Raw genomic sequence first — 22,530 nt, forward strand, 5'->3', positions numbered from 1 at the left:
ATTTGAGTTATGTCTTTAAACCGCGAATCGGCAATGAATATCGCCAACGTATTAACCGAAGCCCTGCCCTACATCCAACGTTTTACCGGCAAAACGGTGGTGGTGAAATTTGGTGGCAATGCGATGGAAGGCGAAGAGCTGCAAAACAGTTTTGCGCGCGACATAGTATTGATGAAACTGGTGGGTATGAACCCGGTAGTGGTTCACGGCGGCGGGCCACAAATTGGCAGCCTGTTGGAAAAACTCAATATTAAATCGGAATTCATCAATGGTATGCGCGTGACCGACAGCGCAACGATGGATGTAGTCGAAATGGTATTGGGCGGCACAGTCAATAAACAAATCGTCAGCTTGATCAATCGCAATGGCGGCCAGGCCATTGGTTTGACCGGTAAAGATGGCAAATTAATTCGCGCAAAAAAACTCACCGTTACCCATAAAACACCGGAAATGTTAGCGCCGGAAATTTTGGATATAGGTCACGTAGGTGAAGTGGAGCATGTCAATACCTCGGTCATTGATATGCTGATCAACAGCGATTTTATTCCGGTGATTGCACCCATTGGTGTGGGCGAAGACGGTGCCTCCTACAATATCAACGCCGATTTGGTCGCGGGAAAAATCGCAGAATTTTTGCGCGCCGAAAAATTAATGCTACTCACCAACGTGTCTGGCCTGCAAGACAAACAAGGCAATGTATTAACCGGCTTGAGCACTGAACAAGTAGACGGCTTAATTGCCGACGGCACGATCTACGGTGGCATGCTGCCAAAAATCGCCTGCGCACTGGATGCCGTAAAAGGTGGTGTCACCAGCGCCCACATTGTGGATGGTCGCGTCAATCACGCCGTGCTGTTGGAAATTTTCACCGACGCCGGAGTCGGTACACTAATTACCAATAAAGCCAAAGCGTAATGAAATGGCAGGCTGCATTAGCAAAAGCAGGTGCAGCCTGCAATGAATGGAGGCTCTATGATTAAAACCCCAAACACAACAACACCGCGCCGTCAGCAAATATTGGAATGTCTGGCGCGGATGCTGGAAGCCAGCCCCGGCGAGCGCATTACCACCGCGGCACTGGCGAAAGAAGTCGGCGTGTCGGAAGCGGCGCTCTATCGCCACTTTCCCAGCAAATCCAAAATGTTTGAGGGCTTAATTGAATTTATTGAAGAGACGATTTTTTCGCGTATTACGCTAATCCTGGCAGATGAAAAATCCACCCTTAAACGCTGCGAAAAAATTCTTTCCCTGCTACTTAATTTTGCCGAGCGCAATCCGGGCTTAACCCGCTTGCTCACCGGCGATGCTCTCACCGGTGAAACCGAGAGACTGCGCACACGCATCGAACAATTTTTTGATCGCATCGAAACCCAACTCAAACAAATTTTGCGCGAAGCGGAATTGCGCGAGGGGGTGCATCCCCAATTGCCCATCGCCGCTGCGGCCAACTTATTAATCGCCTTGGTGGATGGCCGAATCGCCGAATTTGTACGCACCGGTTTTCGGCGCCGCCCCACCGAACACTGGCAGGAACAATGGCAATTAATCGCCCAGGGTTTTTTAGTGTCCAGTGCCGTACAGGCGTAAAAAAACCGGCAATTGCCGGTTTTAATTACTACTAGATGAAGATGCAAAATACTTATTGGGTAATTTCAATAAACCGTGTGCGATCTTCATCAAACTTTTTAGACATCTCACTGTATTCCTGCTCGCGCTGCTGGATTTGCAACTGAATATCCTTTTCTTCCTGGGTGAGATTATTAATGCTTTTAAGCAGGTCTTCCGGTAGTTGACGGCCGCTGCGCTCAACCGCTGCCGCTTGCGATTGATAATCCTGCAAGCGTTTATTAGCTGAGTGTAAATTGGCTTCCAGAATGCTGATATTGCCGCGCAAACTCTCAAGGTTACGCTGCTTGGCAGCATCTATATCACCGACATTGCTATAGCTGCGGCGCAACTGTATATCCTCGCGCTCGCGCTGTTCGCGCAATTGCTTTTCGTGCAGCGCACGCTTGGCAGCATCGCCCTCGGGAGCGGGCGGCACCACTTCAATCACCTTGCCGCTAATACTGACAACTTCATAACCCTTACTGACAAACTCAGCGGGAATATTACTGTCCATCACGGTGACACCTTCGCTGTTTTTGTAGCGATAGATTACCTTGGCTGATTTGTTAGCCTGTGCCGCAACACCCTGCGCAAACATCACTCCAATAGCAAACACCACCAACAGTTTACGCATCTGGATTCATCACCTCGTTAGCGTTATCGACAACAGAATGGTGGATCACGCCAGATCCACACCGTAGGTTGCACGATAAGTTTTAATTTTTTCCACCATCGCCTCTTGCCCTGCCTGACCTTGCAGATAATCGATGATGTGATTCAAATTGATAATGCTAATGACCGGAATCCCAAAGGTCTGTTCCACTTCCTGAATGGCCGATAACTCACCCTGGCCTTTTTCCTGACGGTTCAAACCAATCAATACGGCCGCTGGTTTGGCACCGGCCGCATTAATAATCGCCATCACCTCGCGCACCGCAGTGCCTGCGGTAATTACATCGTCCACAATCAGAACTTTTCCCTGCAGCGGCGCTCCTACCAAGGTGCCGCCTTCGCCGTGATCTTTGGCTTCTTTGCGGTTATAGCAGTAGGGCAAGTCGCGTCCGTGCTGGTCAGCCAAGGCAATCGCGGTGGTGGCTGCCAGAGGGATGCCTTTATAAGCCGGGCCAAAGACTATATCGAATTCCACGCCAGATGCCGTGATCGCCGCCGCATAGTAACGTCCCAACTCAGCCAGTGCCTGACCGGTTTGAAAGCGGCCGGCATTAAAGAAGTAAGGGCTGGTGCGCCCGGACTTGAGCAAAAACTCACCAAAGCATAGGGCTTGGTGTTTGACTGCCAGCTGAATGAAGTCAAATTGGTATTTTTCCATGCAAAGTATCCGACTATGAACTAAGTTTGAGGTGACAAAAATAAATACAACGAGGTCTCAACCATGAGTGAGACCCGCATTTGGATCAACCCGCCGAGCCAAATGTAAGGATGTGAAAAATAGTAACACCTACCACAAAAAACCCAACCGTAGCGGTAACACAATCACACCAAGCTCGGGTATGATACACAGTCCGTAATCAAGGGGCTAACATGAGAGTTATCAGTCTTAGCGTCGATGGCATTTTTCAGGCGGCGCAACGCGGCCTATACACTTGGCTCGCGAATCAGGATGCAGATTTCATCTGTCTACAAGATCTTCGCGCGCTTGAGCGTGAACTGGAAAAACCCGAGTTCCAACTCAAGGGCTACCACGCCTATTTTTTCGATTCAGGTACCAAACACTACAACGGTGTCGCTATTTATTCGCGTATGCAACCCAAAGCACTAATTTACGGGTTAGGTTTTGCGTCGGGCGTGGATATGGAAGGCCGCTATTTACAAGTCGATTTTGAGCAGTTGAGCATTGGCTCACTGCTCGCGCCGAGCGCCAGCTCGGAATTGGAATCGCAAGAAGTCAAAATTAAATTTTTTGACGACTTTCAGGCCCATCTGGACAAAATTACCCGCAAACGCCGTGAATATATTTTCTGCGGCAACTGGCAAATGGCCCACACGCCCAAAGATGTGAGTAACAGCGCGGAAAACCAACACAACTCCGGGTTTTTACCCCACGAGCGTCAATGGTTGAGCCAACTGTTTAACCAAATTGGTTACGTCGATGCCTTCCGCAAGGTCAACAAAGACAGCGATGAATACAGCTGGTGGCCAAATGGTTTAAAAGATGATGGCGATGGCTGGCGCACCGATTTTCAAGTGGTGTCCAACAGTCTCGGCGGCAAAGTGGAGTATGCGGCAATTTATAAAACCCAGCAGTTCTCCAGCCATATGCCGGTAATTATCGATTACGACATAGAGCTGTAAATCGCACCCAATTAAATACCGTAAAATGTAAAAAAGCCCGCTGCGGTAATCCGAAGCGGGCTTTTTTATTATCTGCCATTTGGCAAAAATGGTTTAAACCGCAAGTGCGTCGTACACCACAACTTTGCTCCACAGGTGTTTATGCTCATCGATAAACTTTTGATGCAGTGGATGAACCTGATAAATATCCTGCCCCGCCACATCATCAAAACCGAGCAATTCGGAAACATGGTAGGAGTTATCCACCACGTCACGCTTTTCCGTAGAGGCAGGCACACCCACGTGGATGCTGCGCACGGTTTCAATCGCCGCAAGTGATTTCACCCCAGCTATTAATTTTTCCAGATCTTCTTTTGAATCCGGATTTTTCAACCAGAAAAAAACATGGTGCAACAATTTCGGCATAGCATTGGCTCCGGCTACAGGTTTGGCGAGTGCATCGCCCGCCACCAACGCGGCACCGGCGATAGCACTGGTGGTAAGAAAATCACGGCGTGTAGTTGTCATAGTCGCTCCTTTTTATCGATTCATTATCATTAACGAATGTGTTTTGATAGAGCAGTAAAGTTGCCGCGAATCCCCCTTTGACGCAAAGTTATTTACGCAAGATTACCCAATCAGCACCACAACACAGCTTACCAAACCCGCACAGGTGCGAGCGACTGTGTTTATTCACTGATAAAAGTTTGTAATACCCGATTTAAAAAGCGGCGACCTAAAACGGTTGGGCGCGCGCAGCCTTGTGCAATTTCTACCAAACCTTGCTGCGTTAATGTGTGCCACTGGGGCTCAAGTTGTTGCCAATCAAGGCCGGTGCGCTCAGTGAAATAATTTACTGGCACTCCCCCGTGCAAGCGCAGTGCATTCATCATAAATTCCAGCGGTAGCGCTGCAGGCAGCAACAAATCGCTGCCGCCGCCAAATGTATTTTGATGACCGCCAAGATTGGTGGGGATTTTTTGGGATTGGGCCGCATCCAAATAATGTTTGGGTAAGCGGGTTTTCCACAAGCGCAGAATTTTATCTTCGGCAGGTAAAGTAATTTTGCCGTGAGCGCCCGCCCCTATTCCGAGATAATCGCCAAACTCCCAGTAATTGAGATTATGGCGTGCATATTTTTTAGCGCGTGCATAGGCGGAAATTTCATATTGTGCGTAGCCAGCCGCAGCCAATAATTCCACGCCTGCATCCTGAATATCGGCGAGGATTTCCTCTTCCGGCAATACCGGCGGCGCAGAATAAAAGGCAGTGTTTTGCTCGATGGTGAGTTGATACCAGGAGAGATGCTCCGGCGCCAAGTCAATCGCCTGTTGCAAATCCGCCTTGGCAGCAGCAACGGATTGCTCAGGTAAACCGTGCATTAGATCCAGATTGATATTGTCAAACCCGGCCTTGCGTGCAACACCCACAGCGCGCAGTGCTTCTTCACGACCATGTACACGGCCGAGCAATTTTAATTGTTGATCATTAAAACTTTGAATGCCGATGGATAAACGATTCACCCCTGCCGCGCGAAAACCGGAAAATTTTTCCTGCTCAAACGTACCGGGGTTTGCTTCGAGGGTAATTTCTATATCAGGTTCAAAACCGATAATTGTCTCTGCATCTTTTAAGATCTGCCCAATCGCCTGCGCCGACAACATACTGGGTGTGCCACCGCCAAAAAAAATGCTGGTGAGTTTGCGGCCTTGCGCAAGCACTTGATCCTGTTGTAAATCCAAACGCAGCGCATTTACATATTCTGCTTCAGGAATATCATTATTCGCTTGATGGGAATTGAAGTCGCAATAAGGGCATTTGCGAATACACCAAGGCACGTGAACATAGAGCGCTAATGGTGGTAATTGTAGTGATAGCGACGGCAGTATCAGTGACATTATTGGCTCTTCAGTGCAGATAATTTTTGTAACATTTCCTGCATGGCTTTACCGCGATGACTGATGCGATTTTTTTCGGCCTTATCCAATTCAGCGGATGCACAGTTGTGGCTGGGCACAAAAAATAATGGATCATAACCAAAACCACCTTCGCCGCGCGGTTCAGAAAGAATCACCCCCTCCCATATACCGTGACACAAAATCGGCGTTGGGTCTTCTGCATGGCGCATAAACGCCAGCACTGCATGGTAGCGCGCCGTGCGCTTTTCTGTAGCAACGCCATGTAACTCCTGCAAAAGTTTTGCATTGTTGTCTGCGTCTTTTGCGGCTGCACCCGCATAGCGCGCGGAATAGATGCCGGGGCGGCCATTAAGCGCATCGACTTCAATACCCGAATCATCGGCAATGGCTGGCAAGCCGGTTTTGGCGCAGGCATAACGCGCTTTAATAATCGCATTTTCAACAAAGGTTAAACCGGTTTCTTCCGCGTTCTCGCTAAAAAAATCAGATTGCGGTACCACGTCAAAACCGCAGCCATTGAGTAACTGCTGGAACTCGCGCAATTTACCTGCATTGCCACTGGCCAATACTATTTTTTGCATTGCATTTTTTCCTGAGAATCATCATTAGAAACAAAAGGCGCCCGCAGGCGCCTTTGTCATTCAATAGGTGCTGTTATTTATCCGCATAAAGTGTGCGATTAAACGTGAGTTTAAGTGGCCGCGCCGCGCCTTCCACGTTTAATTCGATATCGAAATGCAATAACTCTTCATTGTTAAAAACAAAGGGCGCTAAATAATAGGTGGCGTCGCCTTCGCTCACTTCAATAAATTTTAGCGTTTGTTTTTGCTGCATTAAATTGCGACGCACACCACTGACCTGTGCTGGCAAACCCAAACTCGTTGCACCATTTTCAGTTTTGGTCACACTGATATTGACCAGCGCCCGATCCTTACCGCGCACCAACTTATAGGCTTCCGCTACGTTTGCCGGAATATCAGTGCTGTTAAATACGTTGTAGTGCACGGTGTAAACACCAAACTGCTGCTGGGTAGCGATTTCTTTGGGTTGATCAATTTGGGCCTGAGCTGTTAGGGCAATCAGGCTTAACAAAAAACCCTGTAGTAACTTTTTCATAACAACACTCCTGTAATGAATGAATCACGACGGTACAGGTAAAAATGCAAAGTAGTATTTGCCTGAAGCCATTATTTACTTAAATGATAAATCGCCGTCTCACCGAACAGATTGGGCATAAAATCTTTGAGCGTCTGACCGGACTGTTCGTTCACCACCTGGCGATGGATCACTTTGATATTACGCTCGCGGCACAGCACTTCAAAGTCTTTAAACGTACAGAAGTGAATGTTGGGTGTGTCGTACCACTCGTAGGGCAGCAAGTCTGATACCGGCATACGGCCGCGCGTCGCTAAATAGAAGCGCGCTTTCCAGTGGCCAAAATTCGGGAAGGTGACAATACATTCTTTGCCCACGCGCAACATTTCATCCAATACCAAATGGGGAAAATGCAGGGTTTGCAGCGCTTGAGTCATGAGCACTGTATCAAAACTTTTATCGGCGAAATTGCCGAGGCCGCGATCCAGGTTTTGCTCGATCACATTCAAGCCTTTATCGATACAGGTATTGATTTGCTCTGCATCAATTTCCAAACCATAACCTTGCACTTGTTTGGTATCGATTAAAAATTTTAGCAGCGTGCCATCGCCGCAACCCAAGTCGAGAATGCGGCTGCCTTGAGTGATCCAGTGTTGGATTTCGTTTAGATCAATACGCATCAGATTTCCACTCCGGCAAGGTAGCGACTAAACACTTGCTGGTAGCGTTCGTCCGGCAATAAAAAGGCATCGTGGCCGTGTTTGGATTCAATTTCCGCGTAGGTCACTGCACGATTAGCGCCGACCAATGCGTTGACAATTTCATGCGAACGTTCGGGTGCAAAACGCCAGTCGGTGCTGAACGAAATCACCAAATAATTTGCCTGGGTTTGTTTAAAGGCGAGCACCGGGTCGTCGTTGTATTCGCGCGCCAAATCAAAATAATCCAGCGCTTTGGTGATGCGGATATACGAATTGGCATCGAAGGCATTGGCAAAACTATCGCCCTGGTAACGCAGGTAACTTTCGATTTGAAATTCCACCGGCTCCGTGATGCCCAGTTCAAAACTGCCGCTGCGCAAATCGCGGCCGAATTTTTCACCCATCGCATAATCCGACAAGTAAGTGATGTGGCCAATCATGCGCGCGACTGCCAAACCGTTTTTGGGAATGGTGTTGTGCGCGAGGTAATCGCCGTCAAAAAAGTTGGGGTCGCTAACAATCGCTTTGCGCGCCGCTTCGTTGAACGCGATGTTTTGCGCCGAGAGTTTCATTGCCGAGGCGATCACCACTGCATGGCGAATCCGCTGCGGGAAATCCAGCGCCCAGCGCATCACTTGCATACCGCCGAGGCTGCCACCAATCACGGCGGCCCAGACATCAATACCCAATACATCGGCCAAACGCGCCTGACTGGCGACCCAATCGCGCACGCGGATCATCGGGAAATCTGCGCCCCAGGCTTTGCCTGTTGCGGGGTTGATGGAGCGCGGCCCGGTGGAGCCATGACAGCCGCCGAGATTATTGAGCGCAACGACAAAAAATTTGTTGGTATCAATCGGTTTGCCAGGGCCGATATAGGCATCCCACCAGCCGGGGCGTTTGTCGTCCATGCTGTGATAACCTGCAGCGTGATGATGGCCGGAAAGCGCGTGGCAAATCAGTATCGCATTGGATTTTGCCGCATTTAACTGGCCGTAGGTTTCGTAGACCAATTCATACTCATCGAGCGTGCGCCCGCAGGCCAGCAACAGCGGCGCCGTGAAGTGATGAGTCCGGGGAGTAACAAGACCCACCGAATTGGCGGGTAGTTCGTTTGGCATGGTGATCTCTTACCGCAAGCAGTGGGCGCGCCAGTGGCGGCGCGCTCATCGACATTAAATGATGCGACAGTCTAAAGAGAGCACCTGCCTGCTGCAAGGTAGAGTTTATGAGTTGCCCTGCAACACCGCTTTGCTTTTGGCAAAGGGCAGCACACGCGCGCCGGTGGTGTCGGTGGTGGCAGGTAGATCATCCATCAATTCTGGCTCCAGGGGTTCGGCCAGAATTTCGCGGTAGAGCGGTTCGATACTCATCAGCGCCGATTGCAACTGGTAAAGGTTGGTCTGCAGGGTTTGCAACTGCTCGGCGTGACTATTGCGCTGGGACTGCATTTGCGTCAGCCGCAGCATGTGGTGTTCCAGCAGCTGCTTTTGATATTGGTTTTGATGGAACAGCGGCGCCAATGCTTCCTGCATCCAGTGATTGATGTGCTGATGCAGATCCATATATACCGCGCGCACCTCCTGCACCAACGTATTGATAAAACGGCTGATCAGCGCACTTTTATGGGTGAGTACGGTAGTGAGCGACTTGCGGAACTCCTCGGCGCGGGTCTGTAACTGACGTAACTGGCGGCGCTGCTTCTGGATTTTAAGCAGGTGCCGCATCATCAAATCATCACCCGACAGGCTGTGCTCCGGGCGTTCGTAAATGGAGGTGAGCACGCGGTTACAGCGCTCAATCTCCCGCTCAAGGTGATTAATGTTGCTGTCCACCGCGTCAAAGAAACTGGCGATGGCGCGCGCTAACCCCAAGGTTGTCCAACTCTGGGCGAGGTTGCTGTGCGCCTCCTCGATTTGCCGGTCCAGTGACGGCATGCCAATCGGGCTTAACAGCGACAATTGCTGGGATTCCAATAAGCGCTGACTGGTGCGCAGCGACAGTGCTTGTTTATGGTATTCGTGATGGGTGCGCCGAATAGTGTCGCGCAATGCCTGTAACTTTTCATTGGCCTGCTCGGGGGCAGCGGCACGCAAACTTTCCAACTCTGCTTCGCACTCGGCGATGCGCTTGGCCAACCCGCTGCGGGTATTGATCACCATGGCGTAACTGTCACCAATCAGCGCGTGGCCGATAATTTGTTGCTGGTTGCGCAATACCGCTTCCGCAAGCATGGATTCCAACTGCGGGAAGTTGCTGCGCGCCAGTTGCGCCTGATTGCGCCCGACTTTGCCGAGCAGCCCCTGTTTGGCCGACACCGCCACCACATGCTGTGACGCGAGGCCAAGCTGATGCGCCGTGAGCTGACGCAGGCGATCGATGCTCGCCGCCACTTCATCGGCGGGAGTAAGGTCGTCCCACAGACTATCGATTTTGTTGAGCAGGGCGATGACGGCGGTGCAGTTATTGTCGCGCAGGCCCTGAATATGCTCGCGCCAGATCTCCATATCGCTCGCAGTCACGCCAGCATCGGCAGAGAGCAAAAACAGAATCGCCTGGGCATCGGGCAGGGTTTTTAAGGTGAGTTCAGGTTCGTTGCCCAGCGCGTTCAGGCCGGGGGTGTCCACAATGCGCAGACCTTGGCGCAGCAATGGGTGATCGAGGCTAATCAGCGCATGGCGCCAGGCCGGGAGAGTGACCATACCCTGGGCATCGCGCTCACCCAGCTCGTCCTCGGCAAAGCCTAACTTAATTGCATCGGCCACGCTGACCTGTTTACTGGCTGAGACTTGATTGATCGCCGCGCGGGTCTGTTCGTAATCCCTGGCATCAAACTGAATAGTCACCCACTTTTGCGGGATTCGCTTGAAACTCTGCAGGCTGGTATTACTGCGGCGGGTTTCGATGGGGAGCAGGCGCACGCAATTGGCGGGCTGGCTAGCATCCCAGAAAATTTCGGTCGGGCACATGGTGGTGCGGCCCGGTTGCGATGGCAACAGGCGACGACCGCCGCCAGCGTAGAGCAGCGCGTTAATCAGCTCGGTTTTACCGCGCGAGAATTCGCCGACGCAGGCGATGGTAAAACTCTCGCCGCGCAACAGCTGACGGGCGCGGTGCAGGGTTTTGTCCATGCTCTGGCCAAACAGGCTGTGCGCCTTGCCCCAATGCTCAAACCGCTGCAGGCGCTCATCCAACTGGCGCTTCCAACGGTTGTAATGGGTCATTTGGCGATGCAAGGATCTGACGTCCATAACGCGAATCTCGTCTGTTGTTAGTAATAACCCAGCGAAATAACCAAAGGGTGATTACATAATTATTTTAGGTAGAGGAGCATTAAAGCCGAAAAACGCGCCATTGGCTAGAAGTTGAGCAGCCAGCGGTTAATTGCGGGGGCTGAGTGGCGGCTAAATTGCGACTTTACAACATCTTTCTGTCAGGGAATTGCGACGCGCACCGCGCGCGATGAGGGAATTGTTGGGGCAAAAAAAACGCAGCGAGTCGCTGCGTTTTTCAGGGTTTGCAAAGCTGTCTTACTTAGACATTTTGCTTGCGACGACGCAGGCAGACCAATCCAGCCAATGCAATCGCCATTAACACCAGGGAAGATGACTCTGGCACGCTGGTGCTATTAATCTGGATATCATCAACCAGAAAATAATAGCTGGAGGTGATTTGCAAGGTATCGATATTGGCGAAGTTCAGCGCCACGTTCTGCCAGGGGCTACTGAAACTGACTTCAACCATATCTACCAGGCCACCATTGAACCAGCCGATAACAGCGCCGGTTTGCCATTCAGCTTGCCAACCGTGCAGCCACAGGTCCTGCACGCTGAAGCTACCGCCGCCCTGCTGGGTCATGAACATATCATCGCCATAGTTGTTCAACGCAGCAAACTTGCCACTGTGGCCACCACCGGTACCGGTAGCCCACCAACCACCGGTTTCACTTACATCAATCACATCCATATTAGTGCTGAATACAAAACCTGAGTCCACAAAACCAGCCCCGGAACTTGGCCCAAAAGTACCAGGCGCGACCTGGCTGTCAAAATCAATAATGGTGGCGCTGGCGCTAATGCTGACCAACAACATAAAGGGAATTAATAAGAGCTGCTTCAGTTTCATAGGTATGTCCGTTTATAAGCATCTAAATAGAATAGTTAATATTTCTACTAACTATAATGAACCCCCTTTTATATGCAAAAAATGATCCACGCGCCAAATTCGGTTTTCTAGATAAAATAAACCCTTAATAATCATTAAGTTAAATAAATTTCACTGCAGCGGATAAAAGCTTGAAATATCACAATCTGTAAAAAAAACCGACACCCGCAATCAAAAATCCAGCTGCACCGACACGCGTAGGCTGCGCGGTTCGAGCGGATGAAAATGCACATCCTCCACCCCCTCGTCCACCTCGCCCGGCAGGCGCGAGGGGTAAAAATAGGTGATGTCGTGATCGCGGCTGTTGGCCAGATTGAGCAGATCCAACCCCAGCGACCACTGCGCCCAGCGATAGCCTAGACCCAGGTTAACCACACTGGTGGACGACGCGCGCTGCTGATTAAAACTGTCCAAAACCCGCGCGCCAAAATAGCGGTAGCGCAAATTGCCATGAAAGCCCTGTGCCGCCGGCGCATAACTCACACCGGCACTGGCGACAAACGGCAGCGAACCATCCACATACTTGCCCTGCCCGGTTTGTTGTTCGCTAAAACGCGAGTGGGTCCAGGCCAGTTCGGTATCCAGGCTCCAGCCCTCGGCAAACCAGACATAGCTGGCGATTTCGACACCAGAACGCTCAGAGGCGCGACTCGCCTCGGTATTGCCCGCATCGCCCACAAACAATAATTCTGAGTCCAGCGCCAGATACCAAATCGATGTGGAAATACTGTAGCGCCGGTTATCGAATAATTTTGCACCCAGCTCTGCCCCTTGTGAGCGCGATAATAAATCCACCGGTTCACTCAACTCACCCGATAGCGGATCAATCACAATCGTTGCACCGCGTGCATCATTGGAATGAAAACCCTGACCGAGGTTTAAATAGGTTTCAACATTATCGCTAAAGCTATAACTCACACCCGCTTTAATACTAGTGATGTCATCTGATGCCCTGCCGGAGTTTTGTGCAAGATCGCTATCTACCTCCACTTGCAGATAATCATGACGCAAGCCCAGATGAGCACGAATTTTTTCACTTAGTTGAATATCACTCTGCGCAAAAAGCGCCAGCGATGTTTCATCAATTGCATCCACGCGTGTCGCTGACAAACGTTCGCGCGCGCGGGTTTTATACAAGCCCACTTCATCGATCGCATCGTGGCGAATTTGCACACCGAGTTTATGGGTTGCGGATTTTCCGGCAAGGCTGGTTTGCCAGTTGCGCACCAGCTCACCGCCGAGCAGTTGCCGATCATCCACTTGCTCAAACTCGTCACCGTTAACCGGGTCATCCAAAAAATAGGTGAAGTTGGAAAATAAATGTAATGTTGAATCAACTAGGTAAGCGCTGATCGACCAATTGGAGTTCGCCCATTGTGTTGACAGACTGTAACGGCTGGCATCACCGCCCACATCGGTATCCAGTGAGCCCAGTGCATCAATCATGCCCTGCTCCACCGCGCGCTGTGGAATTTGATCGGCCGAGTTCCAACGATTGCGATAGCCCATCGCTGTAAGTGAAAATTCACCGCCGGCAAGGCGCGATGAATAACGCGCAAGCAGATTGGTTTTGTGCAGGTCTTCATCAATATCTTTCCAGGGGCCCGCGTAAGCTTGCGCCTCCATTCCAACTAATAAATGCCCATCATCAATAATGATTGGTGTCGCGCTGTATAAACGCTGATAGCCGTAATCACCCGCGGTAAGCGCCAGTTCACTATTATCCAAGGTATTTTTTACTACAAACGCTGCGGCTCCTGCACCGGAAAAATCACCGACCTCGGCGTAGTAAGGACCTTTGCGATAATGAATGGTGTGAATTAATTCAGGGATAATAAAATTTAAATCCGTATAGCCCTGACCGTGACCGTGGCTGCGCATATTTACCGGCATAGTGTCGATGCTGGTGGCAAAATCAGTGCCGTGATCCAAATTAAAACCGCGCAAGAAATATTGGTTCGCTTTACCGGAACCACTGTGCTGGGTAACCACCATACCGGGAACCATTTCCAGAATTTCACCGGTGCGCGCAAGTGGTCGGTTGGCAATTTCAGCGCTGCCGATAACACCCTCTGCGGCGGCCAAGCTGCTGCCCACTAAATTCAGGCGATGGCCGTAGACCACTAAATTCTCCAGCGCTGGCATTGGCCGTGTCGCGGTAGCAAGCGCAAGTCGCTCCGGCTCACTGGCGCTGCCGTAAAGTGGAATAACAATCGCTGCAAAAAAATACTGTATTTTTTTCATCATCACTTTCCTAGGCTGCCCAGCGCTGCAAAATCCATTGCAGTGCCACCAACGCAATCACTGCCGAGGTGCCTCCCAAGGCATAGCGCGCATACCAAAAGTAATGGCGCAATAACATCAACACCGGTAACAGCAGTAATACGATTGTCATTTGCCCCAACTCCACACCCAAATTAAAGGCCAACACCGCCAACAGTTGTTGATCGGCAGGCAAACCCAATTCACCTAACACGCCGGCAAAACCCATCCCGTGTAGCAAACCAAACCCAAAGGTGAGCCAACCCAAACGCAGCAACAGCGGGAAAATATTATTGAGGGCAACCAGCAATACCGAGACTGCAATACCCAATTCCACCCAGCGGCTCGGCAGGTGAATAATGTGTAGCGCCGTAAGTGTCAGGGTGATGGAATGCGCGAGGGTAAATGCAGTGACAATCCAGCAAGCGTTAATAATAATTTGCCGATTATTGCTGACCGCCTGCCAGCGATGGTTGCGCCGCTCCACCACACAGGCGACTAACAACAACAGCAAAAATAAAATATGGTCCAGTCCAATCCAAATATGCAGCACGCCCTGATAAATAAATTCACCCAGCGTCGCAAGTTTACTGCCCTGCTCCGCCTGCCAGTTTATCTGGCGCTGTGTATCGTCCAGCACTCTGATACTGGATGATTTGTTATTGCTGGTACTGGAAAGTGTCAGCAATAATTTATGGTCGGCATCGTCTTTAAAGATTGCGCTGTAGTGAACAGCTATATCGCCAGCAAGTGAACACTGCGCACGCAGCGGAATTACCACATAAGCTTCATTAAAATGCGCATCAATTTGCCAGTCATCACCCAATACCACCGGGCACTCGCTGCCGCGCGTCAATTGCAAGTGGTTGGTTAAATATTTTTTTACGGCATCTGCACGATTTTGTAATTCTTGCCAGCGCAATTGGCCGTCGCCATCCACATCCACCAGTAGCGCACGCTCCAAATCATACAGGCGCACTTGCAGCTCACCGGTTACTAATCCCTGCGAATTAATTTGCACATTCGCGTAGGCGGTACTGAGTTGGTGGGCCGCAGCGTGGTTGGTAAAAGCCCAGCTGATCAACAGCAATACAAAAAATCGATGCAACATTTTTATCTGCGTCATGCTTAACCCTCCTGCTGCAAATGAGTCAGGTCAAGCGCAACGGCTTGTTGCGCACGTTCCAGCAATAATTTATCGCTTGCTTCCCGCGCCAGTTGCCAATTGCGTTCAGCCCAGTAGAGCGCTTGTTGTGCATCCGGTTGCACTTGCAAAAAAAACAGTGCCACTTCAGCGGCATGCGCTTGGTCATCGCGTGCAATACGCAACTGCATTCGCTGCGCAAGTTGTTCGTGTATTGGCGAATCCTGCAGCAGATTTTTTTCCGCTATCACTAGGCGCAACAACAGCGCATCATCCTGCTGCGGCGCATTATTTATTAAAGGCGTTAATTGTTGGATTACCGCCGGCGAATCGCCCAGCGCCAGATTAATATCAGCCCACTGCACCCAATAGCTGAGGGAATTTTTATTACTAACCTGCTGTAAATGCTGCAAGGCGCGCTCGGGTTGATTCAACCGCAGCGCCATATCCGCCAACATTTGTAATAGCCAGAGGTTGCGTTCATCCGTGGGTAAACCTTGGCTCGCAATTAATTGTTGTAACTGCGCATAGCTTTCGCGCAATGCCTGCTCACTTTCACTGCTGCGCACTTCCAAACTGCACGCACCCAGGGTCACTAAATCCACTTTGCCGAGTAAGGCCATACAGGTTTTTTTGGCGGCGGATAATTCGCCCTGAATTAAATGCAAGCGCGCTTTTAATAACAGCGCCGTTGGTTGCGCTGCGTCTTGCAGCAAAATAAGGCTGAGGGTTTGCTGCGCCAAACTAAAACGATGTTGATGTTGTTGTACCTGCGCCCAGGCCAGGAGTATTGGCAAGTGATTACTGCCGGATTCAACCTGCGGCTTTAACACTGCTTCAGCTATACCGTAAAGATGGCTATAACCCGGTTGTGATGCTTTGCTTAAATAATCATTCGCTAATTGGCTGATGCTATCAGCATTCATCACCCGCGTTGTGTTAGTTACTTGCGCGGCAGTTGTATCCCAATGCGCAATAATTTGCTCTGGTGAGTGGGGTTGATAACGTGCGTTTGATTGGGTCAATGTTTGTGCATTTGTTGTCGCCAACACATTGGCGGTTGGCAACAATAGGGCAAGATAAAATCCAACCCAAGTTAACAAAGATAATGTTTTCATCGGTCATACCCGCTGCAATTCAGCTAATAAAATAGAGTCGTTTTTAACGGAGATATTTTTATTAATTTTAAAAAGCCTGCCATCCATAGCGGGCATCAAGGTAAGGAACTTTTTAATCAAAAACTATTTCACGTTAAGGCGCCAACAGATCATCAAACGCGTTTTCATCACTTACATCTTGCGTGATGTTGCGGCTGTTGAGTGACAAGGGTGTATCGTTGGGCTGTTGATTAAATGCCGTGCGGGTATAACTGCTCATGGCAACCGTCAGTAAATCAATAGTGATATTGACTGTGGCTACCGCCGAGCTGGTTTTGCCATCGCTCACACTAAAGGTAAATTGATCAGCACCCACAAAATCCGGCGCCGGGGTGTAACTAAAACTACCGTCGGTTTGCAGGCTAAGCATGCCGTTTTGTGGTGCTGTCACCACTGCAAAACTGAGCATGTCTTTATCCAAATCACTCGCCATTAATTTTCCGGTAAATGGCGTGTCGGCCTTGGTACTGAGCGCCGCATTATTTGCCGTGGGTGGCGCATTGACTTTTGGTTTTTTAGCGCCGTCACCACCACAAGCCGTGATGAATAAACTGCCCGACAAAATCAGCGGTAAGAGTGCGTTAGAAATTTTCATGACAACTCCTTAGTTAGAACCGGGCAGTGGATCGGCCAGATAAGGGAAGGAATTTTTCATCATCATCGCGTTAAGTGGTGCACCGTCGGTAAAAGGCACATTACCCACATTGGCGTCTTCGGGTTTACACAATCCCAAATCGGTATCCACACCGCCAACAGGAATTGGATAACACAAACGCCCCATAACAACGCGCAACGCAATATCCACCACATCGTCACCCGGGCGACGGCCATTAGGGAAACCAGCCAGATCATTACCCGCCACACCAAAATTGGATTGCTCCGCTTGTGCCGTTGCAGCAATGCCAGTGTTCAAGCGCAACATTTCTGACGGCGTAACGGTTTTTAATTGATTGACGCCGGGGAAGCCGGTGAGAAAAGCAGTGACTAAATCCATGCGCGGGAAATTAGTGGGAGCCAGCGTGGGCAAATTGGCACCGAGCGTGGTGTTAACCGCATCTTTAAATAAAATATTTAATAATTCAGGTAGCGAGGGATGCGTAACGTAATCGGCAAACTGGCCATCAGTTTTTGGTTCGGCAGTGGAAAAGCGATCCTTATCTTTTAAACCAATCACCAATTCATTCACCAGCGGGTTGCCCAAACGCGATACTTGGGTGAGCGCACCGCCATTCACTTCCGTTTTATTAAACGATGCCTGCGGATTTAAAATACGCGCCTGCGGCAAGCTCGCAGTAGTCCAACTGCCAATCACACCATTGCCACTGCCCACCAAACAGCTTTTGGGAATTTCGAGCGAAATGGCAGTGACATTTTTATCGAGTAAATCATCATTCATTGCCGATTGAGTAATACCACCGGGGAAGCCGCCGCCGTCGCCAGCTCCAGCGGCACTATCGCCTTCCACAGGAACATAATTGACTAAATCAAAAGTTTTTCCGAGATTGACCACAAAGGGATCTTTGCGCTGACCGACAAATACTTTGCCGTTGGCACTACACCCGGGAATCGCAATTTCATAAATAAAACTGTTGGCGTAGCTTGCATATTCTGCCGGTGAAGTGAAGGTTTTATTACCGATAAAATCCAATGGTTTGTTAAATGTCATACCCATGCCCGACGCCATAGTGACATCGGCACGCATACCGGTTTTACGATCACCTGTGCGCAATTTAACGGTATAACTTTCACTGAAATTGGCAGCAGACATATCGCTTGCAGAAATGCCGCCGACATTTTTCAAAGGAACCGCAACTGAACGGCTGTTACCTTCTGGCCCTACCGTCAGCTTTACACCTTCACCGCCTGCCAGTGCCTGGCTGAAACGAAATTCAAAGGTAAGGTCTTCTACAGCATCGCCGGTGTTATCCACGTGGATGCTGTACACCGCGTGTGGGTCCATCGCAAAATAATTGGGGCCGCCGTAAGCATCTTGCAGCGGAATATAGTTGGCGATCAACGTGACATAATCTTCGCGCCCGCTTTCATAGGAATTAAACGCGTAAAAATCGGTTGAATCGAGCGCGGGTGCGCGGGTGATATTCGGCGCTTCGCGGTGGGATGATGCAAAACTGCCCGAGGCAAGCAAGCTCGCACAGAGGGTACCAATAACGGCCGATAAATAATTATGTTTCATGATGACTCCGTTGGTTGTTGTGACATTCACAACAGCAAACGGCTCAAGTTGATTTTTGGATTCAACTTTTTGTGATTATTTTTAAATTATTGTGTAAGTGCGCCAATATATTTTTTGACGGGCATAAAAAACCCCGCGCGGGGCGGGGTTTGGTTTAGCCGAGTCTCAGGAATATTTTTACATCGCCACCAATTCCGCCGTGTACAACACGGTGGTCGGCTGGCCAGTGGGCGAGCCACCGAGTGGTTCCAAACTCACTGCGAGTGCAGCGACTTGTAGCTGATCGAACAGTGCCGAACGCGGCAAACTCAACTTGCCGGTTTTGGGGAGCAGGCCGAGTGAGATTGGCGCGCGACCATCGGCGGCGACCATCCACAATTCATAGTCCTGATTGTCCAGCGGGGTGAACTTGTCGGTGGCGCTCACCACTAGTTGGTCCTCGCGCAATTCAATCAACCACAGGGCTTGGGCTTTTTCGCTTTGCACCACGGCGATTTGGGCCGGCGATAAAGGTTCGACCGGTTGCAGATTCACCAGCAAGACCGCCATCAGGATTGCCGCGGCGGTAGCTAACCCGGCGAACCATTGCAAGGCGCGTGGTTTGCGTTGCGGCAGTGCCAGCACATTACTGACCCTGTCGGTGCTAGCACCGGTGCTGACAAAACCCAACTGCTGTTGGATACGCTCCCACACCTCGGGCGCGGGCTGGACATTGGGCAGTGCAGCACCCAACTCATTCAGGCGACTCTCCCAGCGCCACAGGCTGGAGCGCAGGCCTGGGTGTTGCATCAGCAGTCGCTGGTAGCGGACACGCGCAGGGCCTTGCAAGCTGCCGAGCACATATTCAGCCGAGAGTGCATTTTGACGTTCATCGGTAAGGTAATTCATGATTCAAGGCACCTCTTTAAACGTTCCAATCCGCGACGAATCCAGGTTTTGATGGTGCCTAGTGGCAGCTCCATCCGGGCGCAGACTTCCATGTGGGTCAAACCGCGAAAATAGGCGAGTTCGATGGCGCTGCGCTGGCTGTCTTCCAGCCGATCCATGCAGCGATCGATGCGCACCCGGTCGCGCTGCTCATACAACTCTTGCTCGGGTGTCTGATGATGAACTGCCTCTTCCAATTCCTCGGCGCCAGTCTCGCGCCGACTCTTGGTGGCGCGCAGCATATCCAGCGCGCGGTAGCGCACTATGCTGATCATCCAGGTGAGCACTTCGCCCTTCTCCTGCTGATACTCGCCCGCGTTGTGCCATATCCGCACAAATGCCTCCTGTACCGCCTCTTCCGCCAGATCGCGACGGCGCAACATCTGCAGGCTGACGGCGTAAAGTTTGCCCGCACTGCGCTGGTAGAGGTTGGCGAAAGCCTGCCTATCGCCCTGCGCGGTGGCGCTGAGCAGCTGCAAAAACTCCTGATTCGGATCCATAGTCATTCTCGTTGTTATCAACCGTTAAGGATTCATCGGGTCACTGGACTCCGCCAGAATGTGGCCCATTCAGCTGCTTTACGGCCCGCCGCGGGTTTTGGATTCAATTTTTTTACAGAATTGCTGAAGTGAGACGCCCTGCGCACTCGCAAGGCAGTATCGGAGCAATAGAAAAGAAGGGAGGCAGCCGCTGGCAGTTGCATAAGCGCCACTGCCAGCAGGTAATGAGGGAGCAACAAGAAAGAAACTAGTACCAGTAACCCAGCACCACTTGCGGGTTGAGTTGCAGCCAAATGGCCAGTTCACGGATCAGGATTTTCTCCACGATCTGCAGGCCGAGCAGCACGACAATCGGCGAGACATCAATCACCCCACCTAGCGGTGGAATCACTTTGCGGATAGGTTTGCAGAGCGGATCGATAATTTGATTGGCGAGGCTGAGCAGCGGGTGATGGCTCATGGGTGCGATAAAACTGCCGATGATGCTGATAATCATGCACCAGAAGAACACGTTTACGATGATGGTGAGCGCGCCCACAAACCCCCAGGCCAGCAGGATATGCGGCAGCGCGATTAACCCGGTCAAGCCGGTGATCAGGCAGAGAATGGCGCTCGCAATCAACTGCACCAGCAGGATCAATACTACCGACGCTGTATCGATACCGAGAATACTGGGGATCACTTTGCGCAGCGGGCGCAGTGGCGGCATAGTGATTTTAACCAGCGCCTGGGAGATGGGGTTGTAAAAATCAGCGCGCACCAGTTGCAGCAAAAAACGCAGCACTACAACCAGTAGCACCAGCGACAAAAGGCTGTAGGCGATCAAATGCAAAATATTGGCAAACATGCAAAGCTCCGGTGATGAAAGAAATTCTGGCCTGACAACAGACGCTGTTACTTACCTACAGGCGCCGTTACTTACCTACAAGCGCCGTTACTTACCTAATAGTTCCGATAATTCCACCGCGCGATTGCTGCAGGCCGTCATGGCGCGGGCGACAACGGCGCGGATATTATCCTGCTCAAATGACAATATCGCCTGCTCGGTAGTGCCCTTGGGCGAGGTAACGCGGCGGCGCAGCTCGGCCACATCATACTCACTTTCTTTAGCGAGCATGGCGGCACCCAGCGCGGTTTGCAAGGTCAACTCCGTCGCACATTCACGGCTCAACCCCAGCTCCACACCGGCATCAATCATGGCTTCCATCATTAAAAAGAAATAGGCGGGGCCGGAGCCGGAAACGGCAGTGACCGGGTTTAATAAGGCTTCGTCATCCAACCATTGCACTATGCCTACTGCACCGAGAATCGCGTTGGCGAGGGATTTATGTTCATCATTCACCCGGCTGTTAGCAAATAAACCACTGGCACCGGCGCGCAATTGTGAAGGCGTGTTGGGCATGCAGCGCACGATGGGCAAGTCGCCGCCCAGCCAGGTGCCGATACTGTCGGTGGTAATGCCCGCTGCGAGCGAAATAACCAGCGGCTGATGCGACAGCGAATCGCGCAGCGCCAGAGTCACTTCTTTAAGCATTTGCGGTTTAACCGCCAGCACTATTACATCCGCCCAGGCCGCCGCCGCGTTATTGTCAGTGGTGGTTTCAATAGCAAATTCCTGCTGCACTTTATCCAGCGTTTCCTGACGCGGGCCGGCAGCGAGAATCTGGCTGTGATTAAAACCTTCGGCAAGCAGGCCGCCGATAATGGCCTTGGCCATATTGCCCGCGCCGATAAAGGCAATCTTGGGTGCTGTCTTGGGTACTGCGATTTTTGGTGTAGCCACAATAAATCCTTAACAAAAAGTAAAAGTAATCACGCGGTCGCCGGTTTGGCGCGCGCGCCAAAAATATCAGTACCAACCCGCACATGGGTCGCGCCCTCGGCAATGGCCGCTTCCATATCGCCGGACATGCCCATGGACAAACAATCCAGCGCCAGGCCCTGCTGGTTTAATGCCGCAAGCGCCAGGCGCAATTTGGCAAAGGCAGCGCGCTGCTGATCGGTATTATTCGTCGCCGCCGGAATTGCCATCAAGCCGCGCAGCTTTAGGCGATTCAACGGCGCTATGGCGGCAACTAACGCGGGTAATTCGATGAGGCTGATACCCGACTTGGTGGTTTCATCGTCTATATTCACCTGCACACAGATATTCAGCGGCGGCAGGGATTCAGGCCGCTGCTCATGCAAACGCTGGGCGATTTTAAGCCGGTCGACCGAATGCACCCAGTCAAAGTGCTCGGCAATCGGGCGGGTTTTGTTGGATTGGATCGGGCCAATAAAGTGCCATTCGATATCCGCCAAACCCGCCAGCTGGACTTGTTTGTCCAGCGCCTCCTGCAGGTAGTTTTCACCGAAGGCGCGCTGGCCCCAGGCATAGGCTTCGCTCAAGGCTTGTGCAGGTTGGGTTTTGCTCACAGCGATCAACTGCACAGTTTGCGGATTTCGCCCGGCAGCTGTGGCAGCTTGATGAATTCGTGCGGTGACTTTCGCGAGCTGGTCGTCTATCTTGTGCATATTCCGTTTTCTTAAAAATCGCTGAAATTGCCCACAAACGTCTGCGGCGCAGA

At 51.1% G+C, this 22,530-nt stretch carries 23 protein-coding genes; 3 read left to right on the forward strand and 20 right to left on the reverse strand.

Annotated elements, in window-relative coordinates:
• Window positions 1-9: 9 nt before the first annotated feature.
• A complete protein-coding gene (gene argB / locus D0B88_RS03310; protein ID WP_007639314.1) occupies window positions 10-915 on the forward strand; it encodes an acetylglutamate kinase in 906 nt (301 codons plus the stop codon).
• Window positions 916-972: 57 nt separating this feature from the next.
• Complete coding sequence (gene slmA, locus D0B88_RS03315) at window positions 973-1,587, forward strand: nucleoid occlusion factor SlmA (protein ID WP_007639312.1); 615 nt, start codon at window positions 973-975, stop codon at window positions 1,585-1,587.
• A 52-nt stretch (window positions 1,588-1,639) separates the two neighbouring features.
• On the opposite strand, the gene D0B88_RS03320 is transcribed toward slmA, so the two are convergent.
• A complete protein-coding gene (locus tag D0B88_RS03320) occupies window positions 1,640-2,242 on the reverse strand; it encodes a hypothetical protein (RefSeq protein ID WP_151055018.1) in 603 nt (200 codons plus the stop codon).
• Between the two features lie 45 nt (window positions 2,243-2,287).
• Window positions 2,288-2,938 carry an orotate phosphoribosyltransferase gene (gene pyrE, locus D0B88_RS03325; protein WP_151055020.1) on the reverse strand — a complete coding sequence of 217 codons (651 nt, stop codon included), beginning with the start codon at window positions 2,936-2,938 and terminating at the stop codon, window positions 2,288-2,290.
• A gap of 212 nt (window positions 2,939-3,150) precedes the next feature.
• Here pyrE and D0B88_RS03335 point away from each other — a divergent pair, with 212 nt between their 5' ends.
• On the forward strand, window positions 3,151-3,921 hold the full coding sequence (locus D0B88_RS03335; RefSeq protein ID WP_007639305.1) for an exodeoxyribonuclease III: 771 nt from the start codon (window positions 3,151-3,153) through the stop codon (window positions 3,919-3,921).
• Window positions 3,922-4,014: 93 nt separating this feature from the next.
• Here D0B88_RS03335 and D0B88_RS03340 read toward each other — a convergent pair whose 3' ends face one another.
• The 18 genes from D0B88_RS03340 to D0B88_RS03425 form a co-directional block, all read right to left on the reverse strand.
• The gene (locus D0B88_RS03340) at window positions 4,015-4,428 is read right to left on the reverse strand and encodes a Dabb family protein (protein ID WP_007639303.1); all 414 of its coding nucleotides are present in this window, start codon (window positions 4,426-4,428) and stop codon (window positions 4,015-4,017) included.
• Between the two features lie 161 nt (window positions 4,429-4,589).
• Window positions 4,590-5,798 carry a radical SAM family heme chaperone HemW gene (gene hemW, locus D0B88_RS03345; protein ID WP_151055023.1) on the reverse strand — a complete coding sequence of 403 codons (1,209 nt, stop codon included), beginning with the start codon at window positions 5,796-5,798 and terminating at the stop codon, window positions 4,590-4,592.
• Window positions 5,798-6,400, reverse strand: a complete 603-nt coding sequence (locus tag D0B88_RS03350) for an XTP/dITP diphosphatase (protein WP_151055026.1) — start codon at window positions 6,398-6,400, stop codon at window positions 5,798-5,800. The genes hemW and D0B88_RS03350 overlap by 1 nt, the downstream gene beginning before the upstream one ends.
• 73 nt (window positions 6,401-6,473) lie before the next feature.
• Window positions 6,474-6,935 (reverse strand): DUF4426 domain-containing protein, encoded by a 462-nt coding sequence (locus D0B88_RS03355; protein ID WP_151055029.1) that lies wholly within the window; start codon window positions 6,933-6,935, stop codon window positions 6,474-6,476.
• Between the two features lie 71 nt (window positions 6,936-7,006).
• Window positions 7,007-7,594: a methionine biosynthesis protein MetW gene (gene metW / locus D0B88_RS03360; RefSeq protein ID WP_007639297.1), complete on the reverse strand. Its 588-nt coding sequence runs from the start codon at window positions 7,592-7,594 to the stop codon at window positions 7,007-7,009.
• Window positions 7,594-8,736, reverse strand: a complete 1,143-nt coding sequence (locus D0B88_RS03365) for a homoserine O-acetyltransferase (RefSeq protein ID WP_151055031.1) — start codon at window positions 8,734-8,736, stop codon at window positions 7,594-7,596. Before D0B88_RS03365 ends, metW begins: the two co-directional genes overlap by 1 nt.
• Window positions 8,737-8,841: 105 nt before the next feature.
• Window positions 8,842-10,866: a dynamin family protein gene (locus D0B88_RS03370; RefSeq protein ID WP_225318516.1), complete on the reverse strand. Its 2,025-nt coding sequence runs from the start codon at window positions 10,864-10,866 to the stop codon at window positions 8,842-8,844.
• Between the two features lie 283 nt (window positions 10,867-11,149).
• Entirely contained in the window at window positions 11,150-11,740 is a 591-nt protein-coding gene (locus tag D0B88_RS03375) for a PEP-CTERM sorting domain-containing protein (protein WP_151055034.1), read from the reverse strand.
• Window positions 11,741-11,950: 210 nt separating this feature from the next.
• A complete protein-coding gene (locus tag D0B88_RS03380; RefSeq protein WP_225318517.1) occupies window positions 11,951-14,026 on the reverse strand; it encodes a TonB-dependent receptor in 2,076 nt (691 codons plus the stop codon).
• 7 nt (window positions 14,027-14,033) lie between these two features.
• Window positions 14,034-15,167, reverse strand: coding sequence for a HupE/UreJ family protein (locus D0B88_RS03385; protein WP_151055040.1), 1,134 nt, complete (start codon window positions 15,165-15,167; stop codon window positions 14,034-14,036).
• A gap of 2 nt (window positions 15,168-15,169) precedes the next feature.
• Window positions 15,170-16,303 carry a lipopolysaccharide assembly protein LapB gene (locus tag D0B88_RS03390; protein ID WP_151055042.1) on the reverse strand — a complete coding sequence of 378 codons (1,134 nt, stop codon included), beginning with the start codon at window positions 16,301-16,303 and terminating at the stop codon, window positions 15,170-15,172.
• 133 nt (window positions 16,304-16,436) lie between these two features.
• Complete coding sequence (locus tag D0B88_RS03395; protein WP_151055045.1) at window positions 16,437-16,937, reverse strand: cadherin-like domain-containing protein; 501 nt, start codon at window positions 16,935-16,937, stop codon at window positions 16,437-16,439.
• Window positions 16,938-16,946: 9 nt separating this feature from the next.
• On the reverse strand, window positions 16,947-18,536 hold the full coding sequence (locus D0B88_RS03400) for a DUF4331 domain-containing protein (protein ID WP_151055048.1): 1,590 nt from the start codon (window positions 18,534-18,536) through the stop codon (window positions 16,947-16,949).
• A gap of 177 nt (window positions 18,537-18,713) precedes the next feature.
• Window positions 18,714-19,424 carry an anti-sigma factor domain-containing protein gene (locus D0B88_RS03405; RefSeq protein ID WP_151055050.1) on the reverse strand — a complete coding sequence of 237 codons (711 nt, stop codon included), beginning with the start codon at window positions 19,422-19,424 and terminating at the stop codon, window positions 18,714-18,716.
• Window positions 19,421-19,963 carry a sigma-70 family RNA polymerase sigma factor gene (locus D0B88_RS03410; protein ID WP_151055053.1) on the reverse strand — a complete coding sequence of 181 codons (543 nt, stop codon included), beginning with the start codon at window positions 19,961-19,963 and terminating at the stop codon, window positions 19,421-19,423. Before D0B88_RS03410 ends, D0B88_RS03405 begins: the two co-directional genes overlap by 4 nt.
• Before the next feature lie 247 nt (window positions 19,964-20,210).
• Entirely contained in the window at window positions 20,211-20,810 is a 600-nt protein-coding gene (locus D0B88_RS03415; RefSeq protein ID WP_151055054.1) for a YggT family protein, read from the reverse strand.
• Between the two features lie 87 nt (window positions 20,811-20,897).
• Window positions 20,898-21,746 (reverse strand): pyrroline-5-carboxylate reductase, encoded by an 849-nt coding sequence (gene proC, locus D0B88_RS03420; protein ID WP_151055057.1) that lies wholly within the window; start codon window positions 21,744-21,746, stop codon window positions 20,898-20,900.
• Between the two features lie 29 nt (window positions 21,747-21,775).
• Window positions 21,776-22,477, reverse strand: coding sequence for a YggS family pyridoxal phosphate-dependent enzyme (locus tag D0B88_RS03425; RefSeq protein WP_151055059.1), 702 nt, complete (start codon window positions 22,475-22,477; stop codon window positions 21,776-21,778).
• Window positions 22,478-22,530 lie beyond the last annotated feature (53 nt).

The organism is Cellvibrio sp. KY-YJ-3 (assembly GCF_008806955.1).
Lineage (GTDB): Bacteria > Pseudomonadota > Gammaproteobacteria > Pseudomonadales > Cellvibrionaceae > Cellvibrio.